Origin of the sequence: Exiguobacterium sp. UBA6309 (assembly GCF_002439205.1) — a bacterium.
GTDB lineage: Bacteria > Bacillota > Bacilli > Exiguobacteriales > Exiguobacteriaceae > Exiguobacterium_A.
On the sequence record NZ_DJTL01000038.1, the window covers coordinates 50,777 to 73,869 of the forward strand.

Here is a 23,093-nt window from a genome sequence, read left to right on the forward strand (position 1 = left end):
CATCCGCCACCTTCTATTCGCTTCTTTAAATGACCTTCTCTTTCCACTCCTGATACGATGCGACACGATCGCGTCCTTGGAACTTGGCACCGACGTACATCGCCCGGTCCGCATTTCGAATCAGACTCGCAAGATCCCCAAGTTCCTTTAACGTATCGATTCCGATACTTGCTGTGATTTGAAGGGTGTGACCTTCAACTAAAATAGGATGCGCATGTAACGTCTCACGAATCCGTTCTGCAACGATTTGTGCGGAATCAAGATCCGTATTTGGTAGCAAGATGACGAATTCCTCTCCCCCGTAACGCGCAACGAGATCCGTGATTCGTGTTGCTTGCATCAATAACTTCGCGACTTCAAATAAAACGACATCTCCGACTTCATGACCATACGTATCATTGATTTGTTTAAAGTGATCCAAATCAATCATCAATGCAGAGAACGGATACAGATCGCGTTGTTTAATACGACGATCGCCCCACTCTTGTAGCGCACGATAGTTTGGCAATTTTGTCATCGCATCTGTTCGACTATCCGTCAATAACCGTTCTCGCTCGTGCGCTCGTTCAACGGCCCACGATAGAACACGTAAAGCACGGTATAACTCGTATCCGAAGTCCTTCGTGAACTCTCCACTCGCATGGGACGCAAGGAATAAGGAGCAGTTAATCGTCTCCGTCGCCTCCGGTTGGATGAAGAGGACAGATTGTGTTTCTTCTGGCAGACAATCGTACAGACGAATATCCCACTCTTGTTGCATGCCGTAAAGAAGGACTTCTTCTTTTTCGATGATATCTTCAATGATTCGTCCTTCGACATGATCTGCTTTTAACTTTCGTCCATCCTTCAACGAATAGTAGACAGTCTGCTTGCCTTCTTCAAAATCAAACTTAATCCAAGCGATATCCGGTTTGACGAATTGGTTGAGCTGTCGCAGATACCGCTCGATGATGAACTGTGCATCGCCGTCCTTCCAAGCTGCTTCTTTCAATCGCTCGATTTGCTCCCAATGTTCGATACGATCAGACGCTTCGACCGAACTCCCGAGTGCTCGTTTGATGATGAACAATGCAAATGCTGCCATGACGAGTCCACTATTCCCATTCCCTTGGACGACGAGTGTACTGAAGATCCCATATAACAGTTCTGCCGTGATGACGACTGCTTCAAAGCGTAAGAGCTGGAACATGACGTCACTCGGGATGTTTTCTCCGAGAAGAAATCGAGATAACTGGTATTGTAACAAGAGTACGATCCAAAGGATCGCGACCATCGCTAGTAACGGAACGATGTTTTCTGTCAACAGGAATGCGTCTCCGTGTGTTCCACCTAGGGCATTATAGGCAAGACCTGCTGGCACGATCAGAAACAACTCGAGCGCGACATTGAACGGATAGTTGTGCAACATCCGACGACGTCCGATTGGCGTATGGATCGTCCGCAACTGATAGATGAGCATCGTCAGTTGACCGACGAAAATCGCTGATAACAAACCATATGATAAGAACGTGAAGAGAACAAATCCAAAATGAAAGGTAAAACTCATATGACGACGGCGGACAGGATCGATGACGAAAATCGTCGACAAGGCGGTAATCAATAAGAACGTAAACAAATCGATGCTGAGATTATAATCCTTTGACTTCGCAAAAAGATCGATGCCAATGACGATTACGAAAAAAACGACCCAGCTTCGGAGGAGATATTGTTGAAAACGACGCACAAAACATTCCCCTTCCTCTTAAGTATATATTTGTACATTAATGGAAATCGATATGTCCATTATTCTACTTTTCAAGCAAAATGTCGAACTTCGATAGTATCCTTTGATACAATTGATGTGAGGTGATATTTTTCATGACAAACACATTCACGCAACATGCATTTGATACATTTCAGATTGATGGATTAGAACCCCGGATGAAGGCGATTCGTGAACGGATTCAGCCTGTCTTCCGCGACATCGGTCAAGAAGTCGCACCTGACTTGACGGTCGCAACAGCAGAAGATGTCCATGTCCACATCGCGCAACATGCTCGGCGGAAGGTCAATCCTCCGAAAGATACATGGATGGCATTCTCACCCGATAAACGTGGATATAAAAAACATCCGCACTTCCAAGTCGGTCTATTTGATGATCACTTGTTCATTTGGCTCGCTTATATTTATGAGTTACCGAACAAACAACAATATGCATCAAAACTGTTACAGCATACGGAACTGCTGACGACTCTTCCGGATGATTTCGTTGTTTCTTATGACCATATGAAAAAAGACGCGGTTCCTGTTCACGCGACGGATCTTCAAAAAGGTTTACAACGTTTCCACGACGTCAAAAAAGCAGAGTTCCTTGTTGGTCGCCATATTCCGGCAGAACAAGTTCATCAACTGTCACGCGAAGAATTACTCGCAATGATTCGAAATACCTATTCACATCTCGTACCACTCTATAAAACGATTAAATAAAAAGGATGGCCGAATCGGTCATCCTTTTTCGTTAGTTATATTTTACTAGAATTGACATGACTTGTGTACGGTCGGAATTTAAATTTAGATAAATGTTGACCTGTTTCGAGGAAACAGTCATGACGTTGAATGTTTTATCGAGTTTCGCTGTCGGATATGCTTTTTTAGCTTCTTTGACCGTCACCGTCCGTTTGATTTGCTTTGGATCATAGACGATGGCGCTAACTTTAGCTTTTGTGTCCTTCACACCATACGTTGAACAGTAATGTAGGGAGCGATCTGCTGAAGCAAGACCATTTCCACTTTGACACCAATTGGAGTTCTTTTCCCCTTTGTACGCTTTATGTACTTGTGCAAGTGTCGTTTTTTCAAGTACGACTTTTCCATCGAGTGAGCGCGCTTGTTTCGCTTGTGTTTGAATTTCTTGAAGCCATTTGACGTCTGATTGTTTTGATGCCTCGACCGGTTGCTGTTTATATGAAGTTCCTGACACGATGCTGACAGTGAGAGCGGCAGTTAAGATGATTCCTAAAACTTGTTTCATGATGATGTCCTCCCCGGTGCCTGTAAAAAGGCGTTGATAATAAACTCATTCCCCTATTTCAAAAAATTATTCAGTTTTTACAGTTTTTTTTTGGGAACTTATATTTATTTTTATGAAGAGAAATAAAAAAAGAACCTAGTGCCCCTAGCACTAGGTCTTTCCTCATTTCTTATGCATCTTAAACTCTAAGAACAACTCATTGTAATGTGCGAGCATCTTCTTCCCGAGGTTCTCATAGACTTCAAGCGTATCAGTGACTTGTTTATCAGGATAGAATCGTTTATCCGTCCGAACCGACTTGTCGAGTAACTTTAAGCCTTCTTTGTTCGGTGTCGAATAACCGACGTAGTCCGCATTTTTCGCTGAAATATCTGGGCGTAACATGAAGTTGATGAACTGATGTGCTCCCTTGACGTTTTTAGCTGTCTTTGGAATGACGATATTATCGAACCAGACGTTTGAGCCTTCTTTTGGAATGACGTAGTCAAGTTTGTCGTTCTCACTCATGATCTCGTTCGCATCTCCAGACCAGACGACACCAAGTCCTGCTTCTTCGTTCGCAAGCAATAACTTGATTTCGTCCCCGACGATCGCTTTGACATTTGGCGTCAAACGCATCAGATTCGCCTTTGCTTCCTGTAGCTTCGACTCATCCGTCTCATTCAAGGAATAACCGAGACTGTTCAAACTCATACCTATCACTTCACGCGCACCATCGGCAAGTAGAATCTGGTTCTTCAGCTTCGGATCCCATAGATCCTTCCAGCTCGTCGGTTTTTTTCCGATCAAGTCTTTGTTGTAGACGATACCGACCGTTCCCCAGAAATACGGAATCGAATACTTATTTTTCGGATCAAAGGATAGATCCAAGAAACGTGAATCAATATTTTTGAGATTCGGGATTTTTTGATGATCAATCGGCAGGACGAGCTTCTCATCGATCATCTTTGCGATCGCATAGTCGGATGGGACGGCGATATCATACGTCGTTCCTCCCTGTTCGATTTTCGTCAACATCGCTTCATTCGAGTCGAATGTCTGATAGACGACCTTGATGCCGCTCTCTTTTTCGAACTGTTTGATCAGTGCCGGATCGATATAATCGCCCCAGTTATAAATGTTCAGGACATTCTTACCTGAATACCCTTGTGTCTCGTTTAACTGATTCAAGGTGAATAGGATGACACCCGAGATCAAGAAAATCGCGACGAATAATTGAATCAATTTTTTCAACGGTCATTTCACCTCCGGTCGCGAAAGCTTCGTAGCAGCTCGTTGGTTCAAGAAGTAGTAGCCGATGACGAGCAGGAATGTAAACAAGAAGATGACGGTCGACAACGCATTGATCTTCATCGAAATCCCTTGGCGGGCAAGTGAGTAGATTTCGACAGATAACGTCGTAAAGCCGTTTCCTGTCACGAAGAATGTCACCGCAAAATCGTCAAGTGAATACGTCAATGCCGTAAAGAATCCAGCAAAGATACCGGGTGTGATGTACGGCAGGACGACCTTCGTTAAGACATCCCAGCGACTCGCGCCTAAGTCACGCGCCGCATCGACGAGCGTTGGACTCATCTCCTGTAATTTCGGCAAGACGAGAATGACGACGATCGGTACCGAAAATGCGATATGAGAGAGTAAGACTGACGTAAAGCCAAGCTGGATTCCAAGCATCGTAAAGAAGATCAGAAACGATGCTCCGATGATGACATCAGGGCTGACGATCAAGATACTGTTGAGCGTCAACAACGACGTCTCGACACGTTTCTTGCGGACCGCCTGGATCCCGATCGCTCCGAATACTCCGAGAATCGTCGAGATTGCAGCTGACAACAACGCGATGACGAGTGTGTTCAAGACGATGATCAACAAGCGTGAATCTTGGAAGACTTCCTTGTACCAATCCCACGTGAACGAATCGAAGTTCGTCATGTTATCAGCGCTGTTGAACGAATAGAATGCGAGATAGAAAATCGGAGCATACAAAATGATGAAGACACCGATCAAATAAAGATTTGCTAGTTTCAGACGTTTCATCAAGTCGTCGCTCCTTTCTTCCGTTTCGTACTTGTCAAGGCAAGGATGATTGCCATCGCGATGATGAGGAAGACGGCAATCGTAGCGCCCATGCCCCAGTTCTGTGTCACGAGGAATTGCTGTTCAATCGCCGTACCGAGCGTAATGACGCGGTTCCCGGCAATCAAACGCGTGATCATGAACAGTGACAATGCCGGAATGAAGACAAGCTGACAGCCTGATTTCACACCGTCAAGTGTCAACGGAAAGACGACACGACGGAATGTCGTGAAATTCGAAGCTCCGAGATCACGTGCCGCGAAGACGAGAGATGGGCTCAGTTTTTCTATCGCGTTAAAGATCGGTAGGATCATGAACGGAATGAAAATGTAAACCGAGACGAAGACAAAACTGAAATCGGTAAACAGGATTTGCTTCCGTCCGATTCCGATCGCTTCAAGCGTTTGATTTGCGAGACCATACGTACTGAACAATCCGATGAAGGCGTAGGTCTTCAACAATAAGTTGATCCACGTCGGCAAGATGACGAGCAACAGCCAAAGTTGTTTATGTTTCGTCTTCGTCAGCAAATAAGCCGTCGGATAACCGATCAAGAGTGAAAACAAGGTGATCAAAAAGGCATACCAGAACGAACTAAGCGTCATCGTTAGATACGTCGATGTGAAGAAGTTCCGGTAGTTCTCAAATGAGAAATTGCCATCAAGATCAAGGAATGAATAATAGACGACGAGCACAATTGGTGCGATGACGAATAAGGCGACCCAGAATAGATACGGGATGAGATACCAGTTACGTGATTTCTGCATCATAACACCCCGTCGTAGGATTCCAGACGCTTATCAAATTCTTCTTCCGTCTCGTTCAATCGCATGACGTGGATCGCTTCCGGATCAAACGTCAGACCGATTTGTTCACCAACCGTCGCTTTTTTCGTACTGTGGACGAGCCATTCGTTTCCGACTTCATCCATACAGGCGATTTCATAGTGCACCCCACGGAACAACTGTGAGTCGACCGTAACCTTTAGTTTTCCTTGTGTCACGTTCGTGATTTCAAGATCCTCGGGACGAATGACGATTTCGACCGGTTCGTTCAGCTCAAGACCGCGGTCAACACATTCGAATTCTTTTTCTGCGAACCAAACTCGATAATCTTCGATCATACGTCCAGGAATGATATTCGACTCGCCGATGAAGTCCGCGACGAAGCGGTTGATCGGTTCATCATAAATATCTGTCGGCGTTCCCGATTGTTGAATGACGCCGTGATTGAGAACGAAGATTTCATCTGACATCGCGAGTGCCTCTTCTTGGTCGTGTGTGACGAAGATGAACGTGATTCCAAGGCGACGTTGTAAGTCGCGGAGCTCATATTGCATCTCTGTCCGCAATTTCAAGTCGAGTGCCGAGAGCGGCTCATCAAGCAAGATGACTTCCGGTTCATTGACGATTGCCCGGGCAATCGCGACACGCTGCCGTTGTCCACCCGACATCTCGGTGATTTCCCGTTTCTCATAACCGGACAAGTTGACGAACTTCAATGCATCGGTCACACGTTGTGCGATTTCCGCTTCCTTCACCTTCTTGATCCGAAGACCAAAAGCAATGTTTTCGAAGACATTTAAGTGTGGGAACAGTGCGTAATCTTGGAAAACGGTATTAACTTGACGTTTGTTCGCCGGCACATCATTGATCCGTTTCCCGTCGAAGATAATGTCTCCCTCTGTCGCTTCCGAAAAACCGGCGATAAGTCGTAAGATCGTCGTTTTTCCGCACCCCGACGGTCCGAGTAACGTATAAAACTTTCCGCGTTCGATTTCAAAGCTGACTTGATCAAGAACGGTCTGATCGTCATAACGTTTCGTGACGTCCTTGAATTGAATGATCGTAGTATCTGCCAATCTAGTTCCTCCTTTATAGGTATGAGTCGGTTGCGGTCACGAGGACCTTTGTCTCTTGCATTGACTCATTGCGTAATTGATGAATTTCTGAAGCCTTATAGTAAAGTGTCTCCCCTTGCTTCGCTAAAAAAGACTGACGTCCGAGCATCAATGTGACGTTCCCCGCGAGCACATAGACAAATGTTTCCGCCCCCGACGGTTCATACGTCTTGAAGGCTCCCCCTGGCGCAAGTGTCAGCAGGACCGGTTCCATCTCTTTTTCATTCGATTCCGGAATGAGCCATGTGACATGATACCCTTGTTCTTCGTCCGCATATGTTGTGACATCTTCTTCTCCATAGACGACTTTTTGATTGAGTGCGTCCTCATCAAAGAAATCCTTCGGTGAGATGCCAAGGACTTCAAGGAGATGAAACAGTGTCTCGATCGATGGGGAACTGATTTCCCGTTCGAGTTGCGAGATGTATCCTTTACTCAGGTCTGTTCTTTCCCCGAGTTCCTCTTGCGTCAATCCCTTTTGAAGACGGAGGTTCTTGATTTTTTGTCCGATTGAGTACAATCGACGTCCTCCTCTCATCGGCTTAGTTTAGTATAAGATGACTAAAAGTTTACTAATCACGTACCGATTATAGCGTATTTCATTATTTAATCAACTAAAACGTTTGATATTTTTTAATGTTCATTTGACAGCGAGAACGCTTACACCTACAATTATTATCAGGTACTAAATTTAGGAGGAACTTGTAATGCGGATTGCTTGGATCACTGATAGTACGACGATTTTACCGGATACGATCGCAAAGCGCGACGATCTCTCGGTTGTCCCTTTACTCGTCATGAAGGATGGCGAAAGTTTCATCGATGGGGTCGATGTAAATGCGGAAACCGTCTATAGCTGGATTGATGCAAAACATAAAGTGACGACGAGTCAACCTTCCATCGGTAGTTTTACCGAACACTACGAACGACTAAAAGAAGATTACGACATCGGTTTTGCTGTCCACCTGTCGAGTGAACTGAGCGGAACGTACAACGCTTCCGTCCAAGGCGCAGAAATTGCCGGCTTCCGCTTGATCGCGATTGATTCTCGTTGTGGGATTTATCCGGCTGGTCAGCTCTTAGCAGAGGCAATGGAGCTCGTCGAAGCGGGACACTCGATTGAATCCGTCGAACAGATCATTCTGGAGCGTCGCTTCGACCACCATATCGAATTCACTGTCGCGAACCTCGATCAATTGCAAGCCGGTGGACGGATCTCCTCGACGAAGGCATTCGTCGGTAACTTGTTGCAACTCCGTCCGTTGTTCCACTTCGAAGAAGGCAAGATCGTTCCATACCAAACCGTTCGGACGTTCAAGAAAGCCTATTCGAAGATTTTTGATCACCTTGTTTTGATTCTCGAGCGCGGTCAAGTGACGGACATCTCGTTGTTCCACGCGACAGCGTATGAACTGGCGCTCGATTGGAAAAATCGACTCGAAGCACAGTTCGACGTCCGGGTCCGAATCGATGATTTAACGCCGGTTCTCGGTTCACATACCGGAAACCCCGCCATCGGCATGTCCTTTTTGAACCCGATGCGTCGACCATGATGACTAATGAAAATGATTTTTGGGTAAACCTTCTTTAGAGAATAAAGGAGGTTTTTTGTTTGAAAAATAAATGGATTTGGCTTAACTGGGTCGGCTTCATCTTTACGATTGCTGTGAACGCCCTCGATGGTGGAAAGACAGGACGGATTTCTGACTCCATCTTTACGTTATTCAAACCGGCTGGTTATGCGTTCTCGATTTGGGGATTGATCTATACGATTTTACTCATTTGGTTGATTCTCCAAACGATCCCAAAATTCAAGGAACATGAACTGGCGAAAAAAATCGGACCATGGTTCCTGATCAGCTGTTTATTCAATGCTGGCTGGATTGTCTCATTCACCTTCGAATTGTTCGTCGTATCTGTCGTCGTCATCGTTGGTCTCTTGCTGTCATTGATCGTCATCTACTCGAAAATCGACCGCGAGACGAAAGGCTTACGCTTCAAGCTACCTTTCTCGCTTTATCTCGGCTGGGTATCGGTCGCAACGATCGCCGACATCTTCCTGACGATCAACGCAGAGGGCGTGACGTCGTGGCTTGGAATCGGAGATGCCGGTTGGACGATGATTATGCTTGTCGTCGGTGTCATCGTCGCCCTTCTCTTCATGTTCGCAAACCGCGATCCGATTTATCCGCTCGTCTTCGTCTGGGCGTACATCGCAATCAATTTCGAGTCGGATAACGGTCTCGTCGATACGGCGGTTCTCGGTAGCGTCGTCTTATTGTTAGCCGGGTATATCTTCCTTCTTGTACGGATGCGCCGTCGAGTCAGCGTGAGCAAGTGACGTTCCTTTCTCATTCGAACGGCGTATACTAGAGAAAAGGAGTGAATGACCATGAACATCACATTTACACCATCTGCTCAGGAACGAATCAATCAATTACGCGGTGAAGTATCCGGTCAACTACACCTCTACTACGATACAGAAGGTTGCGGTTGCGGAAACTCTGGTATCTTCAGTATTCGTCTCGTCGATGAAGCGACCCCGGAAGACATGACGATCGACTCGAATGTCGGACCCGTTCTTGTCAAACGATGGTCGAGTCATTTCCTCGATCAAGACATGACGCTCGATTACAACGCGGAGAAAAAAGCGTTGATCCTTAAAAGCGATGGACAATACTTCAATACGAACGTGCTCGTTACGGATCAGACAGGCTGTGTCCTCACGGTTCGTTCATAAGCACAGACGAAAAAGGCAACTTCCGCGATGGAAGTTGCCTTTGTTTGTGTTCGAACAGACAGGTGCTACGTTAAAAGCTTGGATGGTCTGAGTATGATTGAATGTACTAGATGTCTGTCTGCGTCGTGCACAAGCTGGTGAGAAAATCCAGCGCTTTGCGTCCCCCCAGACGTCGCATGCATCATCCTCGCATGCTTATCTAGTATACGAACGAAAGTCGTGTTTGGATTGCTTTATCCGACATTTAGAACGGTCTCTTCAATCATCCGCTGATTCAGATCCTTCACATGCATCGGCTTACTGTAATAATAACCTTGTCCATAATCACAACCGAGACGTTTCAGGAAAAGATGCTGTTCGAGTGTCTCGACGCCTTCCGCGACGACTTCGATCCCGAGACTCTTCGCAAGCTGGATGATCATTTCCGTGATTGCCGTTCCGCGTTCGTCATGCGGGACTTCATCGATGAACGATTTATCGATCTTCAGGATATCAATCGGGAGATGCTTCAGGTGTGTCAATGATGATAGACCCGTTCCGAAATCATCAAGTGCGATCGTCAGACTGAGTTGTTTCAGTTCACCGAGCATCATCATTGCCCGGTCGAGGTTCTCCATGACGGATGTTTCCGTGATTTCAAGCTGTAGCTGTAGTTCGCTCCCATTCTTCAATGAATGGTGGACGATTTCCTTAATCATTAAGTTGTGTGACTCGGACCGGAAATGCATCGCTGATAAGTTCACCGAGACTTGGCGAATGAAATAATCTTCCTTCTTCCAAATCTCCATCTGGGCGACGGTCTCTTTGAGTACCCACTCAGTTAAACGGTGAATCAAACTGTATTTTTCTGCAAGCGGGATGAACTCCGCCGGTGAGATGAATCCAAACTTCGGATGATTCCAGCGGATCAAGACTTCCGCTTGATCAACTTTTCCCGTCGCAAGGGCGATCTTCGGTTGATAGACGAGGGTGAACTCCTTGAAATCCGTCATCGCCCGGCGTAAGGATCCGACAATCAATTGCTCTCTACGATCCGAGTGTAGTGAGTCATCATACACGATGAAGCGATCACGCCCCTCATTTTTGCCAGCCCGAAGCGCACTCTCCATCTGACCGATCCGCATCTCAAGTGATTCCTTCGCATTCGGGAGGATGACGCCCATCGTTGCTGTCAAATGAACCGGTTGATCTTCGAGATCAATCGGAAGACGTACATCGTCTAAAATTTGTTCGAAGACATCCGTCATGTCTTCTTGTGAGACACGTTTGATGAGGAAGAACTGCGTCCCGTTATAACGAATACACGCTTCATCTTCCTTCAACGTCTGTAACATCCGTTCTGCGAATTGGCGGATGACCGCATCTCCCTTATCGAATCCGAATGTGTCATTGACCCATTTGTATCCATCAAGATCAAGTAACGCCATCGCCATCTCCTGCTTAGCACGACCATACTGGGCATCGACTCTTGTCATGTGATGATCAAGCCATCGTCGGTTGTGTAATCCCGTCAGATGATCGGTATACGCCATCATCTGCAGTGCACGACGTTCGAGGTGAATGTAGAGACCTGCAATCAACACGAGAATCAAGAAGACCGGTATCGCGACTTCGTTCAAGATGTTCGACGTGATTGGAGCATCACCGATAAGTCCGGCATCTGAGGCTGGAATACAGAACGATGTGCCGAGCATTCCGACATAATGCATCGAAGAGATGGCAAACCCCATCACGACTGCGATGGGAATCAAGATTCGTTTCTTATCGACATGTCTCAAGCGATGAAGCAGTAGCAAGGCGATATAGGCGACAGTGACTGCAATCAGGACGGATAAAAAAAATAAACTCTTCTCATACCGAACGGCTCCACCGAACTCCATCGCCATCATGCCAAGGTAATGCATCGTAGCGATTCCGCACCCCATCAGGGATCCTGCTAAAATGACCTTCTTTCGCGTAATCGTCGACGAGTACAACAAATGAAAGGCAATGAAAGCAGCCAAAATAGCGGGAATGACGGATAAGAACATTAAAAACCAATCATAGCGAACCGTGACGGACAGAGAGAATGCTCCCATCCCGACGAAATGCATTCCCCAGATCGATAACCCCATCGTCAACGACGAGAGGAACAAGGCACGCTTCTTTAAGGAAGTCGCTTTCGCTAGACGACGATTTAACTCCAGTGAACCATATGAGCCGAGGATGGCAACGAGCACCGATAACACGACCAATGTCACTTCGTAGTGTTTCGTTAAGATGATCCATTCATTCATTGTATGAGGTCTCTCCTTATGAAATGTCATTCTCCTAACTATCGTCTGCTCTGACTCTTTTTTTCAGTGAAATTTAGAAATTCGTTTGATTTCTTATCATTCCATCACTTTTTTACCTAATCCACTCGACATCTTACACAAAAACGGATCCGCTCGAGACGGATCCGTTAAACATCATTTTTAGAGTGCTACCGATGCGACGATTTCACCCGTCGGTTTTTCTAAATCCGGTTCGGGTTCGACCGTGATGGCGACGGCATCAACTTTTCCGTCTCCTTTAAGCGGGAAGACAGCTGCTGCCTCTCCATCTTTTTCGATGACACCGTTCGCAGTAGGTGTCTCTCCTTCGAGCGTCCACAATTGATAGAGCTGACCTTTTTGAAGCGGTGGTAAATCTTTCAGTTGAACGAGCATATATGATTTATCGTTTTGCGTGAAAATCATGCTCGATCCTTTAATGGACTCGGTACTTTCAAAGTTCCCCATCCCTTTGATCTCATCCATGGCTAACGTCTCTGGTGTATCTGTGCTCTCTTCCTGTGACAGGAAGTAGGCATTCGCACCAAGCGAGAGAATCAAGGCGGCGGCGATACTCATCAACCAACCGAGTGGCACACTCTTCTTCTTCGTTTGTTGCTGACGTGCTTGTTTAACGTCTACCGGAGTAGTCATCGGTGCTTCCTTCGGAGACGCTGCCTCTTCTGAACCAAGGACTTCTCCAAGAATTCGTGCTTTCATACCTGCAGGAACGGGTCGCTCCGGAAGCGATTCAGCGATGGGAAGCATGAGTTCTTCCATTTCTAAAAGCGATTCACGACATTCTTCGCACGTCGAAAGATGCGCTTCGAACGCGTCGCGATCAGCTGCGGATAATGTTCCATTAAAATAATCGATTAAGTCATGACAACGTTCTTCCATCTCGTTCCCTCCCATCCATTCGTTTTCGTAATGCTTGAATCGCGCTCCTGATTCGCGTCTTGACCGTTCCAAGAGGTAAATCGAGCTGCTCTGAAATCTGTTGTTGCGTCATCCCCTGGAAGTAAACGAGTTCAATCAGCTCTTGCTGTTCTGGCTTCAATTCACTGACCGCGCCGCGTACTTCAGCAGCCGTTTCACGCTGCATGACCGTCCGCTCGACCGGCTCGTCGTATCCACCATCCCGCTCTTCGACTTCGATCGTCGGTTGTCGTTTTTCACGACGGAGACAATCGAGTGCCGCGTTACGTGTAATCGTTAAAATCCACGATGAAAACTTTCCTTTTTGTGTATCAAAATCAACACGACCGTTCCAAATCTTCATCCATACTTCCTGTATGACTTCTTCGGACAACCGGTCATTATTCGTAAAGCGATGGGCGAATGAAAACAATAACCTCTCGTACTTATCGTATAATGTCTCGAGAGCTTGCTCGTCACCGCTACGCATCAGATGATAAAGCGATTCATCGGATTGAGTGTGCATCCTTCTCCTCCTTCTGACGTCAGCCCTATCATATAGTATACGCAAGCTGACACCAAATCGTTTTCGATTTCACCCATTTTCTAAGTAAAAAACTTCACCACATCCATATTCCCTCATTCTATGAAAAGTATAGCTTAAAATTCTGCTGAATTGACAGCGATACCGTAATGGGCATAGCATAAAGATACTACATGACGTCAGGTCAACGGGAATCGGAGGAATAAAGATGGATTATGATCGGAAGATGAAAAACCGTGTTAGTCGGATTGAAGGACAGCTACGAGGTATTTTACGGATGATGGAAGAAGGGCAAGATTGCCGCGATGTCATCACCCAGCTCTCCGCTGCCCGTTCTGCGATTGACCGGACGATCGGCGTCGTCGTTAGCTCGAATTTGATCGATTGTGTCAAGGAAGCAGAACAAAATGGCGATGGACAAACAGAAGAACTCGTGAAGGAAGCGGTCAACCTATTGGTGAAAAGCCGCTGACGTCACGTTCATACCGATAGTCTGCTTTGGAAGCAGGCTATTTTTTAACGTTTCTTTTCCCAAAGTCGTTGCGAGTGTACACCTTGACTTAGGTTTGATTGCGTATCAAAACAGGTATACTAAATTGTTATTACTTGGACAGCATGTAGAGCCGTCCGCTTAGGAGGAAGAGTACTCATGACCGTTTCCCTATTCATTGATATCACCTGCAAGACAGGTGAATCCCCTGTTTACGACGCAAAAACAAAACGCTTTTATTTCGTCGATATTCCGAATCAACTGCTCTTTTCATATGATCTTGTTACAGAAGCACTTAAACCATATACGTTGCCAAGCGCTATTACATCGATTGCCTTGACGGACGCTCCGGACTTATTGCGTGTCACATCAGCACATGGCTTTGGCACGTTCGATCTCAAGGAAGGACATCTGTCTCTCGAACATCAATTGTCATTACCGGATTCTGATCGGATGAACGATGGCAAGCTCGATCCGACCGGACAATATGTCGCTGGTAGCATTAATGAAGAAGACGGTAAAACAGCTGGGCTGTTCCGTCTGCGTCATGACGGTTCCATCGATGTTTTACACGAAGACTTGACGAACTCCAATGGACTCGTCTGGTCAGAAGATGGCAAGACGCTCTATCATATCGATACACCAACGAAAAAAGTCTATGCCTTCGACTACGCTCCCGATGCCCCACTTTCGAATAAACGCGTCGCCGCTGATCTCGAAGAGGAAGAAGGATTCCCGGATGGTATGACGAAGGATGCTGAAGGTCATGCTTGGATCGCACATTACGCCGGATCATGTATTACACGTTGGAATCTCACGACGGGCGAAAAACTGGATCATGTCGACTTCCCTGTCTCGAATCCGACATGTCCGATTTTTTACGAAGATCGCTTACTCGTCACGACAGCTGCCAACGGAGATGATGCACCACATGCCGGTGCTGTCTTCGCGGTGACATTTGAATAATTAGCAAGGGAGGGATCATCTAGTAATAGATGGTGCCTCTTTTTACACATAATCCGTCTAGACGCCTATTCAAAAACAGACGATACTAAAGAAGAAGTCTATTTACTTTTTGAAGGAGTGAAGCCGATGCGTGTCACGATCATCGAACGTTTACACCAATTGCAGACGACCCCATCCTTTTTCCCGGTCAATTGCTACCTGTTTGAAGAAGCAGACAGTTTGACATTGATTGACGCCGGACTCGGAATCAACGCAAAGGCGCTTTATCACTATATTCGAAAGCAAGAAAAACCGCTCGGCGCAATTATCCTGACACACGCACATGCCGATCATGTCGGCTCGCTCGATTTCCTTGCGAATGCCTTTCCTCTCGCTCAAGTCTGCATCAGTTACCGTGATGCCGCATTGCTCAGTGGGGACGAGACGCTACGCGAAGGCGAAACGACCCCTTTAAAAGGCGGTATTCCGAAAAACATCAAAACACGTCCAGATCGATTGCTCGAAAGTGGTCAACAAGTCGGCAGCCTCAGCGTCATCGCTTCGCCAGGTCATACACCTGGTTCGATTTCTCTTTGGCATGAAGGTAGTCGGATGCTGATCGCCGGAGATGCCTTTCAGACACAAGGGGGACTCGCTGTCTCCGGTGACGTCCGTTGGCAATTTCCGTTCCCAGCACTTGCGACATGGGATCCAGACGTTGCTCTTCGCTCCGCTGATCAATTAACGGAACTGTCTCCGGATATTCTTGCCGTCGGACATGGTCCCCTCATCCTTGGACCAAGTTACGAGATGCGCCAAGCCGTCGATCGATTCACGCACGTCTTACAGACGAAAAAATCGTCACCTTTCAAATAACACACGAAAAAACATCCGTACGCGTTCCTGACACGTCGCGGATGTTTTTTCGTCCAGTAGTTCAATTCTGTTCTGTAACAGCATATCGATATACACGTGCTTCATAAGGACGTAGTTCATCCGAGACATCTGGATAGTTCGACACAAGCAACTTATCTTGCGATAAAACGAAGGCAGTTTGCATCGGTTCGTCATGCACGTTGAGAACGATCCGCCACACTTCTCCCTCTAGTTCCCGCTCATAGATGTAGAGATACGGATCATGAAGAGCTAAGTCGCGATACGTACCATAGACCATGATTGGATGATCCTTTCGCATCTGAATCAATGCTCGGTAAAAGGCAAGGACGGATGATGGATCGGCTTCTGCTTGCGCGACATTGATGTCCGTGTAATTCGGATTGACCGCTAACCACGGTTTCCCACTCGTAAAGCCTGCCGCGTGCGTACCGTCCCACTGCATCGGCGTGCGGGAGTTATCGCGTGCGAGTAACTGCATTGACGAGAGTACGACCTCCGGATCCTCGCCGCCAGCGACGCGCTCCGCGTATCGATTTTGAAAGGCGACGTCTTGATAGAGCGACGGATCCGAGAAGCGAATCCCCGTCATCCCAATCTCTTCTCCTTGATACACGTATGGAATGCCAGGTAATGTATGCAACATCAAACCGAGTAGTTTCGCACTCTCGACTCGGTATCGTTCACTGCCGAAGCGGGTCACTTGTCGCGTATGATCGTGGTTGTTGAGAAACTGTGAATTGACACCTAATGGGTATAAGACGTCATACCATCGTTTCTGAATTTCCTTGAATCGTAAAAGGTCCATTGCCTCCATGTCGTCCGCGATTTCGAAGTGAAACAGCGTTCGAAGTTCTTCACGTTCTTCACTGACATATAACAGACCGTCTTCTGGACCGACGAACGGAATCTCACCGACCGTGAACAAATCTTTCCCGGCAAGGACGTTCGCATGCATTTCCTGAAGGAAGTCGTGCACACCTGGTTGATTCCCGAGATACGATAGATTAAACGGATTGACGACATCCTCAAGCGAACGTTTTTTGATCAAGTTGATGACGTCCATCCGGAAACCGTCAATCCCTTGAGCGATCCACCAGTTCATCATGTCGTAGATCGCTTGCCGGACAGCCGGTTGTTCCCAGTTTAAGTCCGGTTGTTCTTTCGCAAAGGAATGGAAATAATATTGTTCGCGCTCTTCACTCCACGTCCACGGGCTCGGCGCAAAGTAAGACCGCCAATTGTTCGGGGGCGTCTCTTTCGTTCCATCTTTCCAGATGTACCAATCATCCTTGTCGTGGATTCGGTCCCGCGACTGACGGAACCAGTCATGCTGGTCACTCGTATGATTGACGACCAAATCAAGAATTATCTTTAAGCCGCGTGCATGAGCCGCTGTGATCAACTCTTGTAGATCGCCCATCGTCCCCGCCTTGTCCATGATCGTGTAATAATCGGCAATATCATAGCCATTATCGATGTCTGGAGAACGGTAACATGGATTTAACCAGACGATATCGACACCAAGCGATGCGATGTAATCTAGCTTGTCGATGACACCTCGCAAATCACCGATGCCGTCCCCATTCGAATCCTTAAAACTGCGCCAATAGACTTGATAGACGACTGCTTCTTTCCAGCTAGCTCGCTTCATCTCCTCACTCCTCTCCCTACTCTCTATTCCCGCTCCACATATCTGTACCTGTTTATTGGACGATTTTTTTGAATTTCAAAAAAGTTCTTTTCTTTTGACTGAATATTCGTTATCCTTGACGACAATACTACGAAGGAGGCACACATCCATGAAACATTTCGCTCCATCCATCGCCATCGATCGGCTTCCTGCTCCCGTTTTCGCTGAACTTGCGAACCGGATCGGTGCTGTGAAAGCTGCCGGACATGATGTCATTACCCTTGGTCAAGGAACACCCGATCAAACGACGCCCGTACATATTCTCGACGCCTTGAAACAGGCGATCGATGAGCCAACAAACCTTCAATATCCACCATTTCGTGGACATGATTTTCTAAAGCAAGCCGTCGCGAGCTTTTATGCGAACGAATTCGGCGTCACGATCGATCCGGCAACCGAGGTCGCAATTCTTCTCGGTAGTAAAGCCGGAATCGTCGCCTTACCACAAACGATCGTCAATCCTGGAGAAGGTGTCATCGTCCCGGATCCGGGGTACCCGGATTACCTGTCTGGAGCAGCACTTGCTGGTGCTTACCCGATTACACTTCCATTGCTTGAGAAAAATAACTTCCTGCCGGATTACGATTTACTTGATACGACAGATGTCGAGCGCGCCCGGATGTTGTTCTTCAATTACCCGAGTAATCCGACAGGTGCGACAGCGACAGCAGAAGCCTTCGAACAGACCGTTGCCTTCGCGGATGCCCATGATATTTGTGTCGTCCATGATTTAGCCTACGGCGGCATCAGCTTTGATGGTCCCACACGAAGCTTCTTGCAGACGGAAGGGGCGAAGGAGGTCGGAATCGAGTTGTTCTCACTCTCGAAACGCTTCAACATGTCTGGCTTCCGAATCGCTTTCGCGATCGGAAATCCGTCCGTCATCTCAAGCATCGAGACGTATCAGGAACATCTCTACGTCAGTGCCTTCACACCGATCCAACATGCAGCGACCGTTGCCCTGACGAGTGACCAAACATGTGTCCGTGAGTTAAGTAGCTTATACGAAACACGACGTAATGCCTTGTTCGCTAAACTCGATGCAATCGGTTGGAGCGGACCACGACCGGGCGGTTCCTTCTTCGTCTGGCTTCCGGTGCCTGAAGGATACACGTCCCAAAGCTTCACGGATCATCTGCTTGACGAAGCACACGTCGCCGTTACCCCTGGATCATTCTTCGGCGAATACGGCGAAGGCTACGTACGGATCAGCTTAATTGCTGACGTCGAACGGCTAGAGGAGGCCGTCGACCGAATTGGAACGCTCAACCTGTTCCGGACACCTGTTGCAGAATAATTCTGAAAAAACATTTGACAGATGGGAATCATTTCCGTTAAAGTAAATCCCAACAGCATAACTACTTATCGAGAGCGACCGAGGGATTAGGCCCAACGACGTCCGGCAACCACCTATCAGGAACGGTGCCACATCCTACAGAATGGATTCATTCTGAGAGATAAGTTACGAAATCTTACACTTTCGTCGCTTTTTCTGGTTGCTCTGCTACTAGGAAAAAGCGACTTTTTTTGTATGAGGAGATGAGCAGATGATTGAATTCAAACAGATTACGAAACGGTTCGTCCGAGACCGGACCCCGATTTTTGCATTACGAGATGTCGATTTGACGATTCAAAAAGGAGAAATCTTTGGGATCATCGGTGAATCCGGTGCCGGTAAGAGTACGTTGCTTCGTCTGATCAACGGTCTCGAGCATCCGACACAAGGAACGGTAAAGGTCGACGGTGTCTCGCTCGGCGGGATGTCAAAAGCAGATTTGCGTCAACTTCGCTTGCGGACAGGAATGATCTTTCAGCATTTCCAATTGATCCAGTCGCGTAATGTCGCAGATAACATTGCTTTTGCACTGAAGGCTGCCGGCGTCAAACGAGCAGATTTTCCGGAACGGATCCGTGAACTCGTCTCGCTCGTCGGACTCGAAGGATTCGAGACGAACTTCCCGAGTCAGTTGAGCGGCGGACAGAAACAGCGCGTCGGGATTGCCCGGGCACTCGCGAATGATCCAACCGTCTTGTTATGTGACGAAGCGACCTCTGCCCTTGATCCGGTCACGACGCTGCAGATTTTAGATTTGTTGAAAGATTTGAATGAACGACTCGGATTGACGATCGTCCTCATCACGCATGAGATCGATGTCGTCAAACAGATTTGCCATCGTGTCGCGGTCATGTCTCAAGGGGAAGTCGTCGAAGTTGCCTCTACATACGATTTGTTCAGTCAAGCCAAACATCCGGTGACACAACATTACGTCGACACGGCACTCCAGATCGAGCTACCGGAACGCATCTTGCAAGCGACACCGGGAAAGATCATCCGCCTACAGTTCACGGGCGAGAAGACCGGTGAAAGTACGTTGTCGGAAGCCATCCGTCGATACGATATCTCGGTCAGCATCCTGCACGGAAAAGTCGATTACATCCAAGACGTCGCTTTTGGTGTCCTAATCGTCAGCTTGACGGGATCCTCCGATCAAATCGCACCTGCCCTCGACTGGCTCGCGACGGAACTTCATACACTCGAGGTGATTCAGGATGTGGCTTGATCGTATTCAAACGATGTTACCTGAGCTCTTGAAGGCGCTCGGTGAGACGGCGTGGATGGTCGGAATTTCACTTGCCTTCGCATTGGTCGTCGGAATTCCGCTCGGGATTCTCTTGTTCGTCACCGACCGCGGATTATTTTTTCAAAACCTTGCCGTCCGCCGTGTTCTTGACTTCGTCGTCAACATCGTCCGGTCCTTGCCGTTCATCATCTTGCTTGTTGCCCTCATTCCATTAACGAAATTTTTGCTTGATAATACGATTGGTCCAACAGCAGCATCCGTCAGCCTCAGTGTCGCAGCGATTCCGTTTCTCGCACGACTCGTCGAAACATCACTGCGTGAGATTCCACCTGGTTTGATCGAAGCAGCGGAAGCGTGCGGTGCGAAACCATTACGGATCATCGTCAGTATCCTTTTACCAGAAGCACTCCCTGGCATCATTCAGGGCATCACGCTAACGACGATCAGTTTGATCGGCTTCTCGGCGATGGCTGGGATCGTCGGCGGCGGAGGTGTCGGTGACCTCGCGATCCGCTTCGGCTATTATCGCTATGATAATCTCATCATGATCGTGACGATCGTCGTCCTCATCGTCATCGTCCAGAGCATTCAAGCACTTGGGAATCAACTGGCGCGAAAAACAGATAAACGCTAATCATACATACAAAGGGAGAGTGGAATCATGAAAAAACGATACGCCTTTTTAGCAACAGCCTTACTCGGTGCAGGAGTCCTCGCAGGATGTGGAGACAGCAGCGCTGATGAAAAAGACAAGACGATCAAGATCGGGGCGACAAGCGGTCCTTATAGCGATATGGTCAAACAAGCGATTCAACCACAACTTGAAAAGAAAGGCTACAAAGTCGAAATCGTCGAGTTCAGTGATTATATCCAACCGAACATCGCGCTCGGTAGCGGCAATATCGACGCTAACTTATTCCAACACTCGATTTACCTGAAGACATTCTCTAAAGAAAAAAATCTCGACCTAAAAGGACTCATCACCGTTCCGACGGCACCGATGGGACTATATAGTAAGACGGCGAAGACACTTGACGACGTCAAGACGGGCGCTGAAGTCGCGACGCCGAATGATCCGACGAACCAAGCGCGGGCGTTGAACCTCTTGGCAGAACAAGGCTGGATCGAACTGAAGCCAGATGTCGATCCACTGACCGTCTCAGAGAAAGATATCGTCAAAAATCCGAAGAAACTCGTCATCAAGCCGCTTGAAGCAGCGCAACTGCCACGTGCCATCGAAAGCGTTGATGTCTCAGCAGTTCCAGGGAACTTCGCGCTTGCTGCGAAATTCGATTTACTCGATGCGTTAGCACTCGAGACGATGGACGAGCAATACCGGAACCTCATTGCTGTCCAAACGAAAGATGCAGACTCACAAGTCGCGAAAGACCTGAAGACAGCTGTCGAATCCGATGCATTCAACACAGTCATCGAAAAATCATTCAAAGGTTTCAGCAAACCAAATTGGGCAAACTGATTTTAAAAACGACCGAAATTCAAAAGAGATCATCTCTCATTGAATTTCGGTCGTTTTGTGTTAGAACCGATACCACATGAGTTCTTCATCATGATAGGTACCATCGATTTTCAACGCCCGCGGTTCAATCGCGTACGATTCGAATCCAAGCGACCGATACAAGGCTTTAGCGGCTTCATTCGTCCGAACGACCGAGAGATGAACCTGCTCGATCCAAGGACGTTCCTCTAATGCCCGTAATGCCTCTTGTACCAATTGCCGTCCGACCTGCTGTTTTCTGATGCTTGGAGTGACGTACATCGCAAATAAATTGGCTCGATGTCGCATCTTGTCCAGCTCGGAGCAGACAACGGTGACGACACCGACGAGCTCTCCTTCATGAAACGCACCGAACGTCGCTGCTTGTTCGCTCTGAAACCGCGTAGCATACTGGTCGACCGGCCGATCTTTTTCTGCTTCATAATCGGAGCCGAACGCTTCCGGATGATTCTGTAATGCTTCTAATCGCAATGCTTTATAGAGTACTGCATCTTCTGGATTCAATCGACGGATTTCCAATCGCCCCACCTCCTGCCTTTAGTATAAAACAAACAATCTCATGAAAAAGAGAACGACATCGTGAAATGTCATCCTCTTTTTTACATACTTAAGGTGTTCGGAAATTAATCGTGAAGTACGGTGCGTTGTCACGAAATGCCACACCGACATCGGCTTGCTTGTACTCTTTTTTCAAGATATTTTCTCGGTGTCCTTGTGAATTCATTAGGCCCCAATGCGCCGCAAAGACGTTCGGATACCCCATCGAGAGGTTTTCGCCAGCATAGCTGAACGTGATTCCTCCGCGTTTCATCCGGTCGAACGGATCACGACCTTGTGGATCTGTATGCGAGAAGAAATTATGTTTCGCCATGTTTTCGCTGTGACCACGGGTGACCGGCTTCAATGCTGTGTACGGTGCTAACGGATTCAACTTATAATCAGCGCGTTCCCAGTTCATCAAGCGAAGCATCAGTTTCTCATCCGTCGTCCGTAGCGCATTTGACGATGTACCGTAGAAGCCTTTTTTCTTCGCTTCGACGTCTTTCGGAATCGCAAGTGTCGCTTTGACTTTATTGCCGTCATGTTGATCGAAAAAGTACGTCACATAGTTGCCTTTCTTCTCATAAACGGCGGCATGGTCCAGATTCAACATGTAGTTTGTGTTGCCTTTACGATAGGACTTCACTGCGGACCACCCCTTTTTCTTCAAGGAGGATTCCGTATCCTTATTCAATACTGCACCTTGTGTCGTCACACCGTTTTTGAAACGATATTTGCCGTAGTCCTTACCATCCTTCGTTAAGGCGACGAATTCTTCCGTTGAAGTCCGTCTGACTTCCCAGTCATATCCGGGATACTCACTGCTATATCGATCAATCAGCTTGCCGCCACTTTTCGGGTAATCGGCTTCTGCCTGTTCCATTGGAATGTTTTCGTAGCCGAAAAAGGCTACCGCTGCTACTCCGATGATCAACCATTTTTTCATGTCGT

24 protein-coding genes and 1 riboswitch are annotated in these 23,093 nt (G+C 47.4%); of the genes, 11 read left to right on the forward strand and 13 right to left on the reverse strand.

Features of this window, described 5'->3' with window-relative positions; genetic code table 11:
• Positions 1-25: 25 nt before the first annotated feature.
• Positions 26-1,723: a GGDEF domain-containing protein gene (locus B3M90_RS13445; RefSeq protein WP_214852365.1), complete on the reverse strand. Its 1,698-nt coding sequence runs from the start codon at positions 1,721-1,723 to the stop codon at positions 26-28.
• Positions 1,724-1,857: 134 nt separating this feature from the next.
• Here B3M90_RS13445 and B3M90_RS13450 point away from each other — a divergent pair, with 134 nt between their 5' ends.
• Positions 1,858-2,466, forward strand: a complete 609-nt coding sequence (locus B3M90_RS13450) for a YktB family protein (RefSeq protein ID WP_214852363.1) — start codon at positions 1,858-1,860, stop codon at positions 2,464-2,466.
• 31 nt (positions 2,467-2,497) lie between these two features.
• On the opposite strand, the gene B3M90_RS13455 is transcribed toward B3M90_RS13450, so the two are convergent.
• From B3M90_RS13455 to B3M90_RS13480, 6 genes are all read right to left on the reverse strand, one after another.
• On the reverse strand, positions 2,498-3,010 hold the full coding sequence (locus B3M90_RS13455) for a hypothetical protein (protein ID WP_035410262.1): 513 nt from the start codon (positions 3,008-3,010) through the stop codon (positions 2,498-2,500).
• A gap of 162 nt (positions 3,011-3,172) precedes the next feature.
• The gene (locus tag B3M90_RS13460) at positions 3,173-4,243 is read right to left on the reverse strand and encodes an ABC transporter substrate-binding protein (RefSeq protein WP_056063175.1); all 1,071 of its coding nucleotides are present in this window, start codon (positions 4,241-4,243) and stop codon (positions 3,173-3,175) included.
• A gap of 3 nt (positions 4,244-4,246) precedes the next feature.
• Positions 4,247-5,047 carry an ABC transporter permease gene (locus tag B3M90_RS13465; RefSeq protein ID WP_035410268.1) on the reverse strand — a complete coding sequence of 267 codons (801 nt, stop codon included), beginning with the start codon at positions 5,045-5,047 and terminating at the stop codon, positions 4,247-4,249.
• Complete coding sequence (locus B3M90_RS13470; protein ID WP_414655232.1) at positions 5,047-5,853, reverse strand: ABC transporter permease; 807 nt, start codon at positions 5,851-5,853, stop codon at positions 5,047-5,049. The genes B3M90_RS13465 and B3M90_RS13470 overlap by 1 nt, the downstream gene beginning before the upstream one ends.
• Entirely contained in the window at positions 5,853-6,947 is a 1,095-nt protein-coding gene (locus tag B3M90_RS13475) for an ABC transporter ATP-binding protein (RefSeq protein WP_035410273.1), read from the reverse strand. Before B3M90_RS13475 ends, B3M90_RS13470 begins: the two co-directional genes overlap by 1 nt.
• Before the next feature lie 13 nt (positions 6,948-6,960).
• Positions 6,961-7,506: a helix-turn-helix domain-containing protein gene (locus tag B3M90_RS13480; protein WP_290784461.1), complete on the reverse strand. Its 546-nt coding sequence runs from the start codon at positions 7,504-7,506 to the stop codon at positions 6,961-6,963.
• A gap of 187 nt (positions 7,507-7,693) precedes the next feature.
• On the opposite strand from B3M90_RS13480, the gene B3M90_RS13485 reads away from it, so the two are divergent.
• From B3M90_RS13485 to B3M90_RS13495, 3 genes are read left to right on the forward strand one after another with little or no spacing between them, the layout of a single operon-like run.
• Entirely contained in the window at positions 7,694-8,539 is an 846-nt protein-coding gene (locus tag B3M90_RS13485) for a DegV family protein (protein ID WP_290784462.1), read from the forward strand.
• Positions 8,540-8,598: 59 nt separating this feature from the next.
• A complete protein-coding gene (locus tag B3M90_RS13490) occupies positions 8,599-9,327 on the forward strand; it encodes a tryptophan-rich sensory protein (protein ID WP_214852355.1) in 729 nt (242 codons plus the stop codon).
• A 51-nt stretch (positions 9,328-9,378) separates the two neighbouring features.
• Positions 9,379-9,726, forward strand: coding sequence for an iron-sulfur cluster biosynthesis family protein (locus B3M90_RS13495; RefSeq protein WP_035410282.1), 348 nt, complete (start codon positions 9,379-9,381; stop codon positions 9,724-9,726).
• A gap of 233 nt (positions 9,727-9,959) precedes the next feature.
• Here B3M90_RS13495 and B3M90_RS13500 read toward each other — a convergent pair whose 3' ends face one another.
• The 3 genes from B3M90_RS13500 to B3M90_RS13510 form a co-directional block, all read right to left on the reverse strand.
• Positions 9,960-12,002 (reverse strand): bifunctional diguanylate cyclase/phosphodiesterase, encoded by a 2,043-nt coding sequence (locus B3M90_RS13500; RefSeq protein WP_214852352.1) that lies wholly within the window; start codon positions 12,000-12,002, stop codon positions 9,960-9,962.
• Between the two features lie 180 nt (positions 12,003-12,182).
• The gene (locus tag B3M90_RS13505) at positions 12,183-12,920 is read right to left on the reverse strand and encodes an anti-sigma factor (RefSeq protein ID WP_290784463.1); all 738 of its coding nucleotides are present in this window, start codon (positions 12,918-12,920) and stop codon (positions 12,183-12,185) included.
• Entirely contained in the window at positions 12,901-13,464 is a 564-nt protein-coding gene (locus B3M90_RS13510) for an RNA polymerase sigma factor (protein ID WP_029342596.1), read from the reverse strand. The genes B3M90_RS13505 and B3M90_RS13510 overlap by 20 nt, the downstream gene beginning before the upstream one ends.
• A gap of 226 nt (positions 13,465-13,690) precedes the next feature.
• Between B3M90_RS13510 and B3M90_RS13515 the strand changes: the two genes are divergently transcribed.
• From B3M90_RS13515 to B3M90_RS13525, 3 genes are all read left to right on the forward strand, one after another.
• Complete coding sequence (locus B3M90_RS13515; protein ID WP_214852345.1) at positions 13,691-13,954, forward strand: metal-sensitive transcriptional regulator; 264 nt, start codon at positions 13,691-13,693, stop codon at positions 13,952-13,954.
• Positions 13,955-14,131: 177 nt separating this feature from the next.
• Positions 14,132-14,938 carry an SMP-30/gluconolactonase/LRE family protein gene (locus tag B3M90_RS13520; RefSeq protein WP_290784465.1) on the forward strand — a complete coding sequence of 269 codons (807 nt, stop codon included), beginning with the start codon at positions 14,132-14,134 and terminating at the stop codon, positions 14,936-14,938.
• A 126-nt stretch (positions 14,939-15,064) separates the two neighbouring features.
• Positions 15,065-15,793: an MBL fold metallo-hydrolase gene (locus B3M90_RS13525; RefSeq protein ID WP_214852343.1), complete on the forward strand. Its 729-nt coding sequence runs from the start codon at positions 15,065-15,067 to the stop codon at positions 15,791-15,793.
• 61 nt (positions 15,794-15,854) lie between these two features.
• Here the strand turns inward: B3M90_RS13525 and B3M90_RS13530 are convergent, their stop codons facing one another.
• Entirely contained in the window at positions 15,855-17,465 is a 1,611-nt protein-coding gene (locus B3M90_RS13530; protein WP_290756713.1) for an alpha-glucosidase, read from the reverse strand.
• 148 nt (positions 17,466-17,613) lie between these two features.
• Here B3M90_RS13530 and B3M90_RS13535 point away from each other — a divergent pair, with 148 nt between their 5' ends.
• The 4 genes from B3M90_RS13535 to B3M90_RS13550 all read left to right on the forward strand — a co-directional run bounded on the left by B3M90_RS13535 (position 17,614) and on the right by B3M90_RS13550 (position 21,563).
• Positions 17,614-18,801, forward strand: coding sequence for an aminotransferase class I/II-fold pyridoxal phosphate-dependent enzyme (locus tag B3M90_RS13535; protein ID WP_290784468.1), 1,188 nt, complete (start codon positions 17,614-17,616; stop codon positions 18,799-18,801).
• Between the two features lie 62 nt (positions 18,802-18,863).
• A riboswitch (SAM riboswitch) is annotated at positions 18,864-18,968 on the forward strand.
• Between the two features lie 83 nt (positions 18,969-19,051).
• Positions 19,052-20,065 (forward strand): methionine ABC transporter ATP-binding protein, encoded by a 1,014-nt coding sequence (locus B3M90_RS13540; RefSeq protein WP_214852337.1) that lies wholly within the window; start codon positions 19,052-19,054, stop codon positions 20,063-20,065.
• Complete coding sequence (locus tag B3M90_RS13545; protein WP_214852335.1) at positions 20,055-20,720, forward strand: methionine ABC transporter permease; 666 nt, start codon at positions 20,055-20,057, stop codon at positions 20,718-20,720. Before B3M90_RS13540 ends, B3M90_RS13545 begins: the two co-directional genes overlap by 11 nt.
• A gap of 27 nt (positions 20,721-20,747) precedes the next feature.
• Positions 20,748-21,563, forward strand: a complete 816-nt coding sequence (locus B3M90_RS13550) for a MetQ/NlpA family ABC transporter substrate-binding protein (protein WP_290784470.1) — start codon at positions 20,748-20,750, stop codon at positions 21,561-21,563.
• A 60-nt stretch (positions 21,564-21,623) separates the two neighbouring features.
• On the opposite strand, the gene B3M90_RS13555 is transcribed toward B3M90_RS13550, so the two are convergent.
• Both B3M90_RS13555 and B3M90_RS13560 read right to left on the reverse strand, forming a co-directional pair.
• Entirely contained in the window at positions 21,624-22,121 is a 498-nt protein-coding gene (locus tag B3M90_RS13555) for a GNAT family N-acetyltransferase (protein WP_290784472.1), read from the reverse strand.
• A gap of 88 nt (positions 22,122-22,209) precedes the next feature.
• A complete protein-coding gene (locus tag B3M90_RS13560; protein WP_214852329.1) occupies positions 22,210-23,088 on the reverse strand; it encodes a CAP domain-containing protein in 879 nt (292 codons plus the stop codon).
• Between the last annotated feature and the right edge of the window lie 5 nt (positions 23,089-23,093).